Origin of the sequence: Escherichia albertii (assembly GCF_028622335.1) — a bacterium.
Classification (GTDB): Bacteria; Pseudomonadota; Gammaproteobacteria; order Enterobacterales; family Enterobacteriaceae; genus Escherichia; species Escherichia albertii.
Map to the genome: position 1 here is coordinate 4,441,415 of NZ_CP117568.1, position 15,372 is coordinate 4,456,786.

Consider the following 15,372-nt stretch of genomic DNA (forward strand, 5'->3'; position numbering starts at 1 on the left):
AGCGTTGTAACGTGTCGTTTTCGCATCTGGAAGCAGTGTTTTGCATGACGCGCAGTTATAGAAAGGACGCTGTCTGACCCGCAAGCAGACCGGAGGAAGGAAATCCCCGACGTCTCCTGGTAACAGAAAGTTATCCTCTGTGCCCGTAGTCCCCTGGGAATAATAAGAACAGCATGTGGGCGTTATTCATGATAAGAAATGTGAAAAAACAAAGACCTGTTAATCTGGACCTACAGACCATCCGGTTCCCCGTCACGGCGATAGCGTCCATTCTCCATCGCGTTTCCGGTGTGATCACCTTTGTTGCAGTGGGCATCCTGCTGTGGCTTCTGGGGACCAGCCTCTCTTCTCCTGAAGGTTTCGAACAAGCTTCCGCCATTATGGGCAGCTTTTTCGTCAAATTTATCATGTGGGGCATCCTTACCGCTCTGGCATATCACGTCGTCGTAGGTATTCGCCACATGATGATGGATTTTGGCTATCTGGAAGAAACATTCGAAGCGGGTAAACGCTCCGCCAAAATCTCCTTTGTTATCACTGTCGTGCTTTCACTTCTCGCAGGAGTCCTCGTATGGTAAGCAACGCCTCCGCATTAGGACGCAATGGCGTACATGATTTCATCCTCGTTCGCGCTACTGCTATCGTCCTGACGCTTTACATCATCTATATGATCAGTTTTTTCGCTACCAGTGGCGAACTGACATATGACGTCTGGATCGGTTTCTTCGCCTCTGCGTTCACCAAAGTGTTCACCCTGCTGGCGCTGTTCTCCATCTTGATTCATGCCTGGATTGGCATGTGGCAGGTGTTGACCGACTACGTTAAACCGCTGGCCTTACGCCTGATGCTGCAACTGGTGATTGTCGTTGCACTGGGGGTTTACGTGATTTATGGATTCGTTGTGGTGTGGGGTGTGTGATGAAATTGCCAGTCAGAGAATTTGATGCCGTTGTGATTGGTGCCGGCGGCGCAGGTATGCGCGCGGCGCTGCAAATTTCCCAGAGCGGGCAGACCTGTGCGCTGCTCTCTAAAGTCTTCCCGACCCGTTCCCATACCGTATCAGCGCAGGGCGGTATTACCGTTGCGCTGGGTAATACCCACGAAGATAACTGGGAATGGCATATGTACGACACCGTGAAAGGGTCGGACTATATTGGTGACCAGGACGCGATTGAATATATGTGTAAAACCGGGCCGGAAGCGATTCTGGAGCTGGAACACATGGGCCTGCCGTTCTCGCGCCTTGATGATGGTCGTATTTATCAACGTCCGTTTGGCGGTCAGTCGAAAAACTTCGGTGGCGAGCAGGCGGCACGTACTGCGGCAGCGGCTGACCGTACCGGTCATGCACTGTTGCACACGCTTTATCAACAGAATCTGAAAAACCACACCACTATTTTCTCCGAGTGGTATGCGCTGGATCTGGTGAAAAACCAGGATGGCGCAGTGGTCGGTTGTACCGCACTGTGTATTGAAACTGGCGAAGTGGTTTACTTCAAAGCCCGCGCGACTGTGCTGGCAACTGGCGGGGCAGGGCGTATTTATCAGTCCACCACCAATGCCCACATTAACACCGGCGACGGTGTCGGCATGGCTATCCGTGCAGGCGTACCGGTGCAGGATATGGAAATGTGGCAGTTCCACCCGACCGGCATTGCAGGTGCAGGCGTACTGGTAACAGAAGGTTGTCGTGGTGAAGGCGGCTATCTGCTCAACAAACATGGTGAACGCTTTATGGAGCGTTACGCGCCGAACGCCAAAGACCTGGCGGGCCGTGACGTGGTGGCGCGTTCCATCATGATCGAAATCCGCGAAGGTCGCGGCTGTGATGGTCCGTGGGGGCCACACGCAAAACTGAAACTCGACCACCTGGGTAAAGAAGTTCTCGAATCCCGTCTGCCGGGCATCCTTGAACTCTCCCGTACCTTCGCTCACGTTGATCCGGTGAAAGAACCGATTCCGGTTATCCCAACCTGTCACTACATGATGGGCGGTATTCCGACCAAAGTGACCGGTCAGGCGCTGACGGTGAACGAGAAAGGCGAAGATGTGGTTGTTCCGGGGCTGTTCGCGGTAGGTGAAATTGCCTGCGTATCGGTCCACGGCGCCAACCGTCTGGGCGGTAACTCACTGCTGGACCTGGTGGTATTCGGTCGTGCGGCCGGTCTGCATCTGCAAGAATCCATCGCCGAGCAGGGCGCACTGCGTGATGCCAGCGAGTCTGATGTAGAAGCGTCTCTTGAGCGTCTGAATCGCTGGAACAACAACCGTAACGGTGAAGATCCGGTGGCGATTCGCAAAGCACTGCAAGAATGTATGCAGCATAACTTCTCGGTCTTCCGTGAAGGTGATGCGATGGCGAAAGGGCTTGAGCAGTTGAAAGTTATCCGCGAGCGTCTGAAAAATGCCCGTCTGGATGACACTTCCAGCGAGTTCAACACCCAGCGCGTTGAGTGCCTGGAACTGGATAACCTGATGGAAACGGCGTATGCAACGGCTGTTTCTGCCAACTTCCGTACCGAAAGCCGTGGCGCGCATAGCCGCTTCGACTTCCCGGATCGCGATGATGAAAACTGGCTCTGCCACTCCCTGTATCTGCCTGAGTCGGAGTCCATGACGCGCCGAAGCGTCAACATGGAACCGAAACTGCGCCCGGCATTCCCGCCGAAGATTCGTACTTATTAATGCGGAGACAGGAAAATGAGACTCGAGTTTTCAATTTATCGCTATAACCCGGATGTTGATGATGCTCCGCGTATGCAGGATTACACCCTGGAGGCGGAAGAAGGTCGCGACATGATGCTGCTGGATGCGCTTATCCAGCTGAAAGAGAAAGATCCCAGCCTGTCGTTCCGCCGCTCCTGCCGTGAAGGTGTGTGCGGTTCCGATGGTCTGAACATGAACGGCAAGAATGGTCTGGCCTGTATTACCCCGATTTCGGCACTTAACCAGCCGGGCAAGAAAATTGTGATTCGCCCGCTGCCAGGTTTACCGGTGATCCGCGATTTGGTGGTAGACATGGGACAATTCTATGCGCAATATGAGAAAATTAAGCCTTACTTGTTGAATAATGGACAAAATCCACCAGCTCGCGAGCATTTGCAGATGCCAGAGCAGCGCGAAAAACTCGATGGGCTGTATGAATGTATTCTCTGCGCATGTTGTTCAACCTCTTGTCCGTCTTTCTGGTGGAATCCCGATAAGTTTATCGGCCCGGCAGGCTTGTTAGCGGCATATCGTTTCCTTATCGATAGCCGTGATACCGAGACTGACAGTCGCCTCGACGGTTTGAGCGATGCATTCAGTGTATTCCGCTGTCACAGCATCATGAACTGCGTCAGTGTCTGTCCGAAGGGGCTGAACCCGACGCGCGCCATCGGTCATATCAAGTCGATGTTATTGCAGCGCAATGCGTAAACCCAGTCCTGATAAGACGCGCAAGCGTCGCATCAGGCAACCAGAGCCGGATACGGCGTGAACGCCTTATCCGGCCTGCAAAAGGAATGCAGAAACCGTAGGCCTGATAAGACGCGCAAGCGTCGCATCAGGCAACCAGCGCCGGATGCGGCGTAAATGCCTCATCCGGCCTGCAAAAGGAATGCAGAAACCGTAGGCCTGATAAGACGCGCAAGCGTCGCATCAGGCAACCAGAGCCGGATGCGGCGTAAATGCCTCATCCGGCCTACAAAAGAATTGCAGGAAATCTTTAAAAACTGCCCCTGACACTAAGACAGTTTTTAAAGGTTCCTTAGCGGACGCAGAAAACACGACAAGTCCGCAACAAGTGAACCCCGGCACGCACATCTGATGTGAAATGTGCGTGGTAGTATCCACGGCGAAGTAAGCATAAAAAAGATGCTTAAGGGATCACGATGCAGAACAGCGCTTTGAAAGCCTGGTTGGACTCTTCTTACCTCTCTGGCGCAAACCAGAGCTGGATAGAACAGCTCTATGAAGACTTCTTAACCGATCCTGACTCGGTTGACGCTAACTGGCGTTCGACGTTCCAGCAGTTACCTGGTACGGGAGTCAAACCGGATCAATTCCACTCTCAAACGCGTGAATATTTCCGCCGCCTGGCGAAAGACGCTTCACGTTACTCTTCAACGATCTCCGACCCTGACACCAATGTGAAGCAGGTTAAAGTCCTGCAGCTCATTAACGCATACCGCTTCCGTGGTCACCAGCATGCGAATCTCGATCCGCTGGGACTGTGGCAGCAAGATAAAGTGGCCGATCTGGATCCGTCTTTCCACGATCTGACCGAAGCAGACTTCCAGGAAACCTTCAACGTCGGTTCATTTGCCAGCGGCAAAGAAACGATGAAACTCGGCGAACTGCTGGAAGCCCTCAAGCAAACCTACTGCGGCCCGATTGGCGCCGAGTACATGCACATTACCAGCACCGAAGAAAAACGCTGGATCCAACAGCGTATCGAGTCTGGTCGTGCGACTTTCAGCAGCGAAGAGAAAAAACGCTTCTTAAGTGAACTGACCGCTGCCGAAGGCCTTGAACGTTACCTCGGTGCAAAATTCCCTGGTGCAAAACGCTTCTCGCTGGAAGGTGGTGACGCGTTGATCCCGATGCTCAAAGAGATGATCCGCCACGCGGGCAACAGTGGTACCCGTGAAGTCGTTCTTGGGATGGCGCACCGTGGTCGTCTGAACGTGCTGGTGAACGTGCTGGGTAAAAAACCGCAAGACTTGTTCGACGAGTTTGCTGGTAAGCATAAAGAACACCTCGGCACGGGCGACGTGAAATACCACATGGGCTTCTCGTCTGACTTCCAGACTGATGGCGGCCTGGTGCACCTGGCGCTGGCGTTTAACCCGTCTCACCTTGAGATTGTCAGCCCGGTCGTTATCGGTTCTGTTCGTGCTCGTCTGGACAGACTCGATGAGCCGAGCAGCAACAAAGTGCTGCCAATCACCATCCACGGTGATGCCGCAGTCACCGGACAGGGCGTGGTTCAGGAAACCCTGAACATGTCGAAAGCGCGTGGTTATGAAGTTGGCGGTACGGTACGTATCGTTATCAACAACCAGGTTGGTTTCACCACCTCTAACCCGCTGGATGCCCGTTCAACACCGTACTGTACGGATATCGGCAAGATGGTACAGGCGCCGATTTTCCACGTTAACGCGGATGATCCTGAAGCCGTTGCCTTTGTGACCCGTCTGGCGCTCGATTTCCGTAACACCTTTAAACGTGATGTCTTCATCGACCTGGTGTGCTACCGCCGTCATGGCCACAACGAAGCCGACGAGCCGAGCGCAACCCAGCCGCTGATGTATCAGAAAATCAAAAAACATCCGACGCCGCGCAAAATTTACGCTGATAAGCTGGAACAGGAAAAAGTGGCGACGCTGGAAGATGCCACCGAGATGGTTAACCTGTACCGTGATGCGCTGGATGCTGGCGATTGCGTGGTTGCCGAGTGGCGTCCGATGAACATGCACTCTTTCACCTGGTCGCCGTACCTCAACCATGAATGGGACGAAGAGTACCCGAACAAAGTTGAGATGAAGCGCCTGCAGGAGCTGGCTAAACGCATCAGCACGATACCGGAAGCGATTGAAATGCAGTCTCGTGTTGCCAAGATTTATGGTGACCGTCAGGCGATGGCAGCCGGTGAGAAACTGTTCGACTGGGGTGGTGCGGAAAACCTTGCTTACGCCACGCTGGTTGATGAAGGTATCCCGGTTCGGCTGTCAGGTGAAGACTCCGGGCGCGGAACATTCTTCCACCGTCACGCGGTGATCCACAACCAGTCTAACGGTTCCACTTACACGCCGCTGCAACATATCCATAACGGCCAGGGGGCGTTCCGTGTCTGGGACTCCGTACTGTCTGAAGAAGCGGTACTGGCGTTTGAATACGGTTATGCCACCGCAGAACCACGTACCCTGACTATCTGGGAAGCGCAGTTCGGTGACTTCGCCAACGGTGCGCAGGTGGTTATCGACCAGTTCATTTCTTCTGGTGAACAGAAATGGGGTCGGATGTGTGGTCTGGTAATGCTGCTGCCGCACGGGTATGAAGGGCAGGGGCCGGAGCACTCCTCCGCGCGTCTGGAACGTTATCTGCAACTTTGCGCCGAGCAAAACATGCAGGTTTGCGTACCGTCTACTCCGGCACAGGTTTACCACATGCTGCGTCGTCAGGCGCTGCGCGGGATGCGTCGTCCGCTGGTCGTGATGTCGCCGAAATCGCTGCTGCGTCATCCGCTGGCGGTCTCCAGTCTCGAAGAGCTGGCGAACGGCACCTTCCTGCCAGCCATCGGTGAAATCGACGAGCTTGATCCGAAGGGCGTGAAGCGCGTAGTGATGTGTTCTGGTAAGGTTTATTACGATCTGCTGGAACAACGCCGTAAGAACAATCAACACGATGTCGCCATTGTGCGTATCGAGCAACTCTACCCGTTCCCGCATAAAGCGATGCAGGAAGTGTTGCAGCAGTTTGCTCACGTCAAGGATTTTGTCTGGTGCCAGGAAGAGCCGCTCAACCAGGGCGCATGGTACTGCAGCCAGCATCATTTCCGTGAAGTGATTCCGTTTGGGGCTTCTCTGCGTTATGCAGGCCGCCCGGCCTCCGCCTCTCCGGCGGTAGGGTATATGTCCGTTCACCAGAAACAGCAACAAGATCTGGTTAATGACGCGCTGAACGTCGAATAAATAAAGGATACATAATGAGTAGCGTAGATATTCTGGTCCCTGACCTGCCTGAATCCGTAGCCGATGCCACCGTCGCAACCTGGCATAAAAAACCCGGCGACGCAGTCGTACGTGATGAAGTGCTGGTAGAAATCGAAACTGACAAAGTGGTACTGGAAGTACCGGCATCAGCAGACGGCATTCTGGATGCGGTTCTGGAAGATGAAGGTACAACCGTAACGTCTCGTCAGATTCTGGGGCGCCTGCGTGAAGGCAATAGCGCCGGTAAAGAAACCAGTGCCAAATCTGAAGAGAAAGCATCCACTCCGGCGCAGCGCCAGCAGGCGTCTCTGGAAGAGCAAAATAACGATGCGTTAAGCCCGGCAATCCGTCGTCTGCTGGCTGAGCACAACCTCGACGCCAGCGCCATTAAAGGCACCGGAGTGGGGGGACGTCTGACCCGTGAAGATGTGGAAAAACATCTGGCGAAAGCCCCGGTGAAAGAGTCTGCGCCAGTTGCAGCCCCGGCGGCGCAACCAGTCCTGGCTGCTCGTAGCGAAAAACGTGTTCCGATGACTCGCCTGCGTAAACGTGTGGCAGAGCGTCTGTTGGAAGCGAAAAACTCCACCGCCATGCTGACCACGTTCAACGAAGTCAACATGAAGCCGATTATGGATCTGCGTAAGCAGTACGGCGAAGCGTTTGAAAAACGTCACGGTATCCGCTTGGGCTTTATGTCCTTCTACGTGAAAGCGGTAGTTGAAGCCCTGAAACGTTACCCGGAAGTGAACGCTTCTATTGACGGCGATGATGTGGTTTACCACAACTATTTCGATGTCAGTATGGCGGTGTCTACACCGCGTGGTCTGGTGACGCCGGTTCTGCGTGATGTCGATACTCTCGGCATGGCAGACATCGAGAAGAAAATCAAAGAACTGGCGATTAAAGGCCGTGACGGCAAGCTGACGGTTGAAGATCTGACCGGTGGTAACTTCACCATCACCAACGGTGGTGTGTTCGGTTCCCTGATGTCTACGCCGATCATCAACCCGCCGCAGAGCGCAATTCTGGGTATGCACGCTATCAAAGATCGCCCGATGGCGGTGAATGGTCAGGTTGAGATCCTGCCGATGATGTACCTGGCGCTGTCCTACGATCACCGTCTGATCGATGGTCGCGAATCCGTGGGCTTCCTGGTAACGATCAAAGAGTTGCTGGAAGATCCGACACGTCTGCTGCTGGACGTGTAGTAGTTTAAGTTTCACCTGCACTGTAGACCGGATAAGACAATATTGACTTCTCCGGCAATCGAAGCCTGATGCGACGCTAATGCGTCTTATCAGGCCTACGGTGATCACCAATGTAGGTCGGATAAGGCGCTTACGCCGCATCCGACAAGCGATGCCTGATACGACGCTTAATGCGTCTTATCAGGCCTACGAGTGATCGACAGTACCCGGACGCGATACGTCATATTCGGTCTACGGTTTAAAAGATAACGATTACTGAAGGATGGACAGAACACATGAACTTACATGAATACCAGGCAAAACAACTTTTTGCGAGCTCAGGCTTGCCAGTGCCGGTAGGTTATGCCTGTACTACTCCGCGCGAAGCAGAAGAAGCCGCTTCAAAAATCGGTGCCGGTCCGTGGGTAGTAAAATGTCAAGTTCACGCTGGTGGCCGCGGTAAAGCGGGCGGTGTGAAAGTGGTAAACAGCAAAGAAGACATCCGTGCTTTTGCAGAAAACTGGCTGGGCAAGCGTCTGGTAACGTATCAAACAGACGCCAGTGGTCAACCGGTTAACCAGATTCTGGTTGAAGCGGCAACCGATATCGCTAAAGAGCTGTATCTTGGTGCCGTTGTCGACCGTAGTTCTCGCCGCGTGGTCTTTATGGCTTCCACCGAAGGCGGCGTGGAAATTGAAAAAGTGGCGGAAGAAACTCCGCACCTGATCCACAAAGTCGCGCTTGATCCGCTGACTGGCCCGATGCCGTATCAGGGACGCGAGCTGGCGTTCAAACTGGGTCTGGAAGGTAAACTGGTTCAGCAGTTCACCAAAATCTTCATGGGCCTGGCGACCATTTTCCTGGAGCGCGACCTTGCGCTTATCGAAATTAACCCGCTAGTCATCACCAAACAGGGCGATCTGATTTGCCTCGATGGCAAACTGGGCGCTGATGGCAACGCACTGTTCCGTCAGCCTGAGCTGCGCGAAATGCGCGATCAGTCGCAGGAAGATCCACGTGAAGCACAGGCTGCACAGTGGGAACTGAACTACGTTGCGCTGGACGGTAACATCGGTTGTATGGTTAACGGCGCAGGTCTGGCGATGGGTACGATGGACATCGTTAAACTGCACGGCGGCGAACCGGCTAACTTCCTGGACGTTGGCGGTGGCGCAACCAAAGAACGTGTAACCGAAGCGTTCAAAATCATCCTCTCTGACGACAAAGTGAAAGCCGTTCTGGTTAACATCTTCGGCGGTATCGTTCGTTGCGACCTGATCGCTGACGGTATCATCGGCGCGGTAGCGGAAGTGGGTGTTAACGTACCGGTCGTGGTACGTCTGGAAGGTAACAACGCCGAACTCGGCGCGAAGAAACTGGCTGACAGCGGCCTGAATATTATTGCAGCAAAAGGTCTGACGGATGCAGCTCAGCAGGTTGTTGCCGCAGTGGAGGGGAAATAATGTCCATTTTAATTGATAAAAACACCAAGGTTATCTGCCAGGGCTTTACTGGTAGCCAGGGGACTTTCCACTCTGAACAAGCCATTGCATACGGCACCAAAATGGTTGGCGGCGTAACCCCAGGTAAAGGCGGCACCACCCACCTTGGCCTGCCGGTGTTCAACACCGTGCGTGAAGCCGTTGCTGCCACTGGCGCTACCGCTTCTGTTATCTACGTACCAGCGCCGTTCTGCAAAGACTCCATTCTGGAAGCTATTGATGCAGGCATCAAACTGATTATCACCATCACTGAAGGTATCCCGACGCTGGATATGCTGACCGTGAAGGTGAAACTGGACGAAGCGGGAGTACGCATGATTGGCCCGAACTGCCCTGGCGTAATCACTCCAGGTGAATGCAAAATCGGCATCCAGCCGGGGCACATTCATCGCCCAGGTAAAGTGGGTATCGTTTCCCGTTCCGGTACGCTGACCTATGAAGCGGTTAAACAGACCACGGATTACGGTTTCGGTCAGTCGACCTGTGTGGGTATCGGTGGCGACCCGATCCCTGGCTCTAACTTTATCGACATCCTCGAAATGTTCGAAAAAGATCCGCAAACCGAAGCGATCGTGATGATCGGTGAGATCGGCGGTAGTGCAGAAGAAGAAGCGGCGGCGTACATCAAAGAGCACGTTACCAAGCCAGTTGTGGGTTACATCGCCGGTGTGACTGCGCCGAAAGGTAAACGTATGGGCCACGCTGGGGCCATCATTGCCGGTGGTAAAGGGACTGCGGATGAGAAATTCGCTGCCCTGGAAGCCGCAGGTGTGAAAACTGTTCGCAGCCTGGCTGACATCGGTGAAGCCCTGAAAACTGTTCTGAAATAAATACCTGTAATAAGAAATAGCCCTCGCTGCTTCCCTCTACAGGAATGGCGAAGGGCTGTCGGTTTCGACATGGTTGGCCATCTTATGATGGCCTTTTTTATTTCAACATAATGCTAATGCCTGCATAGATTGTGAACTGCGGCTGATAATCCCCGCTGTGCGCAACGGTCCACTGAGGCTCGATAAAACTGTTCACAATATAGTTGCCAATCGGCATAGCACGACCAATCCCCAACCCCGCCGGGATATAATAATCGTCCGTTTTCACATTCCACGTCCATGTTCCGCTGGAACGCAAAAACCAGCCTTTGGACATTTTGTAGATCAAAAACGGTTGCAGAGTGGCTGTCTCAACGTGGTTTCTGTCATTATCGCCAGTGAAACTTTTCTGCCACTGTATCAATGCTCCCCGCAGCCAGCGAGGCGTCGTATCGACGACCACTGCGGCCAGCCCAGCTTGCCACTGTCCGGTACCCAATTCATCCTGAGCGGCGCTGTTAGCGGTCAGAAGCGGCCCAATTCCTAATTTAATGCCTTGTTGCTTAAGCAGAAAAATATCAAACAAGTTGATATCGCCGATGCCGCTGTCGTAGCCGCCAGTAAGTTGCGGGCGGGTGGAGATCGGTACTGTTAAGCGCATGATCTGTGGTACGGGGATCAGATCGCCCCCGGAAATCGGTACAGTGGCGCGCAGCAGCATATCGTTAGTATGTTGATCGCTGTTATAGAGACCAGGCGTGTAATAGTCCTGCACAGCAAAAGAGGTTGCCAGATGTAGCGGGTTATTAGCTTTATCAACCGCATCTTCGGCGAAGCTGCAGGCAGGAAAGCAGATAAGGCAAGCTGTGAATGTTTTTGCAAGTAAGTCGGGCATAAGAGGTCCCTGGTTAATGGCAGTATATCTCCCTGAATGAACGGAGATTCTGGCAGTTTTGCAGAGAAAAAATGTGGCCTGGCCCCAACTATGCGTTATTGGTTATTATTTGCTTGCTTATTATGTTTCTGGAAATGACAACGCCACATTCATAATTGATGTGCATAAACGTTTGATGCCTGAGTTAATGAAGCGATGTTGCTTGTGCAGGAACGTTGCCGCCTTTTGCGCAAGTAAGCAAATGCAGGGAGTTTATGTTGTGACGAGACGAATATAAGATAAAAATGCAGAATCTTGCAGACCTCTGTTGCTATAAAGGATGTCAATTGTGTATACCACTTTGTAGAACGCCCAATATATATTCTTCTGGAAGAGTATTTTTATATTTTATTGTAAGCATATTTTTTACCTCATGTATTTAACCTGGTTGCTCCATCATCATCATGGATGATGAAATAGATATATGTGTAAATGATAATATAACATTGCTCTGGCATAAATAATTAAAGTTATTCCTTTAAATGCTACTATTTATCAGTATGTTATGGTGGCGGTAGCGTGTTTGCATTATGGGCTATTACGCTAATGCTTAGCAGCAGAAAAATATTTCCTCAGATAATTAAATTGCTGACATCTTGCAATATCATCATATTCATATGTTCAAATGAGAAAATATTTTGCCAACAATATCACTTTTTCTAAAAGTTAAATTAAGCATATTGATTTTGTGAGCGTCGGGTGTAATGAATGCCAGACATTCGTTCAGATAAGTCAGGTCATCGTTCGAATGCCACAATGAATGGAGAATATTAAATATTTACTTTTTTGGGAGTATATTTTTTAACAGTAGAAACATTGTAAGAGAGTTGCGATGGTTTCATTATTTGAACTTCACCTTGATTAATAAAAATCAATCCCCTGATATTATTTATCATTATTTGACGAAGGGGATGCACAGGAAATTAAAGTATTTTAGTCGCATCGGTTAGTTGATCAATAACGATTGCTATATTGGTAAACATGGCGAAATAGCGATACTGACTCGGGATAGATTTATTAAAGATAAAATGCTCAAAGGTATTATTTGAAAAGTAAAGGAAAAGTGTTACTGATTCATCAGGATAAAGATGGAAATGTATCTGGTTACCAGACGTAGGTTCTATCAGAGACATTGAATCGTTGCCCGTAATATACCTGCAACTATCGTGAATGCTACGCTCACACTTCAGCAGTGGCCTCATGATTTCTGTGTATTCTTCTAATGTTAATATATTAAAATCAATTTTCATTTGAAGGAAATGGAAAAGTGTTTGTATCTCTTTTTCTGTGACGAATTCTTTTATTTTAACTGGGAAGTAATTGGGAACCAGAAACTGAGGATCTAATCTACTTTGTTGTGTTGTGCAAATAAATTTGAACATTAATTCAGGATCAAGCATTAAATTGATTACATATTGGTGCTTTGTTTCAAAAATTATTGTTTGTATCAGGTTAAATAAATTTATTTCGTCATCAGAAAATAAAAGACATTGGCCATAGCTGTCATATGTTTTATCATTGTAAACAGAAATGGCTATTTTTTCTGGGGTGTCAATATTATATTCCAAAGCCAGATAGTTGCCTTTTTCATCGTGATTGGTTTCTAAATTATTTGGATTAATTACATGAAGTGTTTTTAATGCTGATTCGATAAGCTGTTGACTCTCGGAGGTGAATGATTTTCGCTGCGGTGTATAAAGCGTATCAATTCCAACAGTTATACGATGTGGGTCAAGGATTGCTGCAATTATCTTTATTGCCTGCACTGTGGTGGGTAATGTCGTTAGATCCTTATCTGTTTTTAGAGGCTCATTAGATGACCAACCAGAGAAGCGATTGATAACAGAACTGATATTATCAGGATTCATAGCTGCAACCTTATTGTCATTAAACGAGGCGCTGAGCGTACTCGGCTATGGAAAAAGGAACTTGCAAAAATCGCTCATTTTTTGCGTTTCTCTGGCGAAAGTCGCCTATGTTCAACAAGAAAAACCGCCTGCGTTTAACTATACCCATCCAATTTATCTCTTCATGTGATTATTCCTGAGAAAACAATAACGTAATGAGGTTATGTTGTTGCTCATAAAGAAAACAATCAATTAACTTTGATAAAAATATGTTATGTAATTTGGCAACAAATTGGCTACTCTAATCCATTAGTATTATACAAAGTCGACAAGGCTATCATGTTAAGTAAAACACTGGTTTTTTATCTATATATTGTCATGCCGCTAATTGTGCAACATTTATTATTTACATCAATTTAACAAAAATACCACCTATGATCTATCATCTATACATAATTAACATGTTTGGTTGATTTTGATGTAAATCAATTTTTAATTCTTGAAAAAAATCTGCAAAACGCGATAAATTGTCATAGATCAAATTGGTGATGTGGTGATAATTTCACTATAAATTGATCGCTGTCGAAAAATGCAAATTTGTTCAATAAAAACCTGTTTATTGTAAGGATTTTGCGGCGTAATATATTTGTGGGATCAATTTGGTTTATTTATTAACATATTTGTAACTTTTTATCATTGTCTTTTCCTCTTTTGATGAAATGGCAACGATAGGGGCGAGCAAATAAATTTCTATTGGGGCATGCGTGTGACCCTTTCTAACGGGGTTCACTCTCGGAGTCTTCATGCGATGAGCAAGGAGTCATGATGTTAGATATAGTCGAACTGTCGCGCTTACAGTTTGCCTTGACCGCGATGTACCACTTCCTTTTTGTGCCACTGACGCTCGGTATGGCGTTCTTGCTGGCCATTATGGAAACGGTCTACGTCCTTTCCGGCAAACAGATTTATAAAGATATGACCAAGTTCTGGGGCAAGTTGTTTGGTATCAACTTCGCTCTGGGGGTGGCAACCGGTCTGACCATGGAGTTCCAGTTCGGGACTAACTGGTCTTACTATTCCCACTATGTAGGGGATATCTTCGGTGCGCCGCTGGCAATCGAAGGTCTGATGGCCTTCTTCCTCGAATCCACCTTTGTAGGTCTGTTCTTCTTCGGTTGGGATCGTCTGGGTAAAGTTCAGCATATGTGTGTCACCTGGCTGGTGGCGCTCGGTTCAAACCTGTCCGCGCTGTGGATTCTGGTAGCGAACGGCTGGATGCAAAACCCAATCGCGTCAGATTTCAATTTTGAAACCATGCGTATGGAAATGGTGAGCTTCTCCGAACTGGTGCTTAACCCGGTTGCTCAGGTGAAATTTGTTCACACTGTGGCCTCTGGTTACGTTACCGGCGCGATGTTCATCCTCGGTATCAGTGCATGGTATATGCTGAAAGGTCGTGACTTTGCCTTCGCAAAACGCTCCTTTGCTATCGCTGCCAGCTTCGGTATGGCTGCTGTGCTGTCTGTTATCGTTCTGGGCGATGAGTCTGGTTACGAAATGGGCGATGTGCAGAAAACCAAACTGGCTGCTATTGAGGCCGAGTGGGAAACTCAGCCTGCGCCTGCCGCCTTTACTCTTTTTGGTATTCCAGACCAGGATGAGCAGACGAACAAATTTGCGATCCAGATCCCTTACGCACTGGGGATTATCGCAACACGTTCCGTAGATACTCCGGTTATTGGCCTGAAAGAGCTGATGGTTCAGCATGAAGAACGCATCCGTAACGGGATGAAAGCATATTCTCTGCTTGAGCAACTGCGTTCTGGTTCTACCGACCAGGCCGTACGTGACCAGTTTAATAGCATGAAGAAAGACCTCGGTTACGGTCTGCTGCTGAAGCGTTATACGCCGAATGTGGCCGATGCGACTGAAGCGCAGATTCAACAGGCAACTAAAGACTCCATTCCTCGTGTAGCGCCGCTGTATTTTGCGTTCCGTATCATGGTTGCGTGTGGCTTCCTGCTGCTGGCAATTATCGCGCTCTCTTTCTGGAGTGTAATCCGCAACCGTATTGGCGAGAAAAAATGGCTGCTGCGCGCTGCGTTGTACGGTATTCCACTGCCGTGGATTGCTGTAGAGGCGGGCTGGTTCGTGGCTGAATATGGTCGTCAACCGTGGGCTATCGGTGAAGTGCTGCCGACGGCAGTGGCGAACTCGTCTCTGACCGCTGGCGATCTCATCTTCTCGATGGTGCTGATTTGCGGCCTGTATACCCTGTTCCTGGTGGCAGAATTGTTCCTGATGTTCAAATTTGCACGCCTCGGCCCAAGCAGCCTGAAAACCGGTCGCTATCACTTTGAGCAGTCTTCCACGACTACTCAGCCGGCACGCTAAGACA

The 15,372-nt window shown here is 50.0% G+C and carries 11 protein-coding genes; 9 read left to right on the forward strand and 2 right to left on the reverse strand.

Features of this window, described 5'->3' with window-relative positions:
• The first annotated feature begins 173 nt into the window (after positions 1-173).
• The 8 genes from sdhC (at position 174) to sucD (ending at position 10,214) form a co-directional block, all read left to right on the forward strand.
• The gene (gene sdhC, locus PS053_RS21380) at positions 174-578 is read left to right on the forward strand and encodes a succinate dehydrogenase cytochrome b556 subunit (RefSeq protein ID WP_000263355.1); all 405 of its coding nucleotides are present in this window, start codon (positions 174-176) and stop codon (positions 576-578) included.
• A complete protein-coding gene (gene sdhD, locus PS053_RS21385; protein WP_054412709.1) occupies positions 572-919 on the forward strand; it encodes a succinate dehydrogenase membrane anchor subunit in 348 nt (115 codons plus the stop codon). The genes sdhC and sdhD overlap by 7 nt, the downstream gene beginning before the upstream one ends.
• Entirely contained in the window at positions 919-2,685 is a 1,767-nt protein-coding gene (gene sdhA, locus PS053_RS21390) for a succinate dehydrogenase flavoprotein subunit (protein WP_000775547.1), read from the forward strand. The genes sdhD and sdhA overlap by 1 nt, the downstream gene beginning before the upstream one ends.
• A gap of 15 nt (positions 2,686-2,700) precedes the next feature.
• A complete protein-coding gene (gene sdhB, locus PS053_RS21395) occupies positions 2,701-3,417 on the forward strand; it encodes a succinate dehydrogenase iron-sulfur subunit SdhB (RefSeq protein WP_001235263.1) in 717 nt (238 codons plus the stop codon).
• Positions 3,418-3,872: 455 nt separating this feature from the next.
• Positions 3,873-6,674, forward strand: coding sequence for a 2-oxoglutarate dehydrogenase E1 component (gene sucA / locus PS053_RS21400; protein WP_001181485.1), 2,802 nt, complete (start codon positions 3,873-3,875; stop codon positions 6,672-6,674).
• 14 nt (positions 6,675-6,688) lie between these two features.
• Positions 6,689-7,903 (forward strand): 2-oxoglutarate dehydrogenase complex dihydrolipoyllysine-residue succinyltransferase, encoded by a 1,215-nt coding sequence (odhB, locus tag PS053_RS21405; RefSeq protein WP_054412706.1) that lies wholly within the window; start codon positions 6,689-6,691, stop codon positions 7,901-7,903.
• Between the two features lie 275 nt (positions 7,904-8,178).
• Positions 8,179-9,345: an ADP-forming succinate--CoA ligase subunit beta gene (gene sucC / locus PS053_RS21410; protein WP_001048618.1), complete on the forward strand. Its 1,167-nt coding sequence runs from the start codon at positions 8,179-8,181 to the stop codon at positions 9,343-9,345.
• Positions 9,345-10,214, forward strand: a complete 870-nt coding sequence (sucD, locus tag PS053_RS21415) for a succinate--CoA ligase subunit alpha (RefSeq protein WP_000025461.1) — start codon at positions 9,345-9,347, stop codon at positions 10,212-10,214. Before sucC ends, sucD begins: the two co-directional genes overlap by 1 nt.
• Positions 10,215-10,311: 97 nt before the next feature.
• Here sucD and PS053_RS21420 read toward each other — a convergent pair whose 3' ends face one another.
• Together PS053_RS21420 and PS053_RS21425 are read right to left on the reverse strand one after the other, a co-directional pair.
• Positions 10,312-11,088 carry a hypothetical protein gene (locus tag PS053_RS21420; protein WP_059218915.1) on the reverse strand — a complete coding sequence of 259 codons (777 nt, stop codon included), beginning with the start codon at positions 11,086-11,088 and terminating at the stop codon, positions 10,312-10,314.
• A 962-nt stretch (positions 11,089-12,050) separates the two neighbouring features.
• A complete protein-coding gene (locus tag PS053_RS21425; protein WP_256879093.1) occupies positions 12,051-12,995 on the reverse strand; it encodes a hypothetical protein in 945 nt (314 codons plus the stop codon).
• Between the two features lie 804 nt (positions 12,996-13,799).
• Between PS053_RS21425 and cydA the strand changes: the two genes are divergently transcribed.
• Entirely contained in the window at positions 13,800-15,368 is a 1,569-nt protein-coding gene (cydA, locus tag PS053_RS21430) for a cytochrome ubiquinol oxidase subunit I (protein WP_010331061.1), read from the forward strand.
• Positions 15,369-15,372 lie beyond the last annotated feature (4 nt).